The following is a 1,061-nucleotide window of genomic DNA, read 5'->3' on the forward strand; positions in this document are numbered from 1 at the left end:
CAGCTGCTTCAACATCCATATGATGTAATAGTTTCTGCCATAAACTTATCCGAGATGAATCATCAACATACTGTCCAGATTGTTCACGCTTCGCTAACCATAAACCGTCACCATTGAAGCTATATACCGGCAATAAATCTTGTCGTTGAGAGGCAGGCAATATTCGAGAATTTAAATTATCTAAAATGAGTGGTTCTGATTTCGGGCTGTCGAAATAACTCACCACCATATGCGCTTTATTGATAGTTAATGCTTTAACATAGGTTAGACGTAATTTATCTTCACTCATGCCCATCGCACTCAACGTGAAATATTTGGCAATGGAGAAATCCTCACAATCACCACCCTGAGTGACTAATGTTTGTAGCGGTGTTGCCCAATAATCTTGTTGTCGCCAATGAACGATGTCATCTACAAAATCAAATTGATTGACGAAATCATTCACGTTGGTGAGTTTCTTAATATCAGACCACTGTGAACCTGAATCGATGAGTGTTTTCCATTGTTCCACCCTCATCCGAGTCGCTGAATCTATACCATCATCTACTTGTTCAATTTTGGGGGATGATGAACAAGCAACGAGTAATAAGAGGAGGAAACATGTTAATATTTTAGTCATCATCACCGCCCAAATCCAAATACTCAGTTGCCAATTTTCCTGATGATAAATAAGGCACATTACATAAACACGGTGCAGTAATATTGTCTTTTAAACTGCTTACTATCGCTGCTGTTTGTTTATTATCTTCGACGTGATTCGCAACCCACCCATATAGTGATAATCCACTTTGCTCAATCGCTTGAACAGATAATAAAGCATGATTAATACAACCCAGCCGAATAGCGACAACTAAGACAACTGGCAAATCCAATGCAATCGCTAAATCAGCCATGGTGTCTTGATCATTTAATGGAACTAGCCAACCACCAGCCCCTTCAACCACCACGGCATCAACCTGTTGTTGAATTTGGTTATAGTGTTGCTTAATAGATTTAATATTAATCACTACACCGACTTGTTGAGCAGCAATATGCGGGGCAATTGCAGATTCAAATGCATA

Annotated in this window: 2 protein-coding genes; both read right to left on the bottom strand. The window is 39.3% G+C overall.

The features are described 5' to 3' along the window. Positions 1-622, bottom strand: a 622-nt coding sequence (locus AC3AYF_RS21685; RefSeq protein WP_487780533.1) for a transglutaminase-like cysteine peptidase, incomplete at its 3' end; no start/stop codon positions are given. After that, the coding region (bioD, locus tag AC3AYF_RS21690) for a dethiobiotin synthase (RefSeq protein WP_487780534.1) at positions 612-1,061 on the bottom strand (450 nt) is incomplete at its 5' end. The genes bioD and AC3AYF_RS21685, both read right to left, overlap by 11 nt.

It is taken from the genome of Salinicola sp. (genome assembly GCF_982684285.1).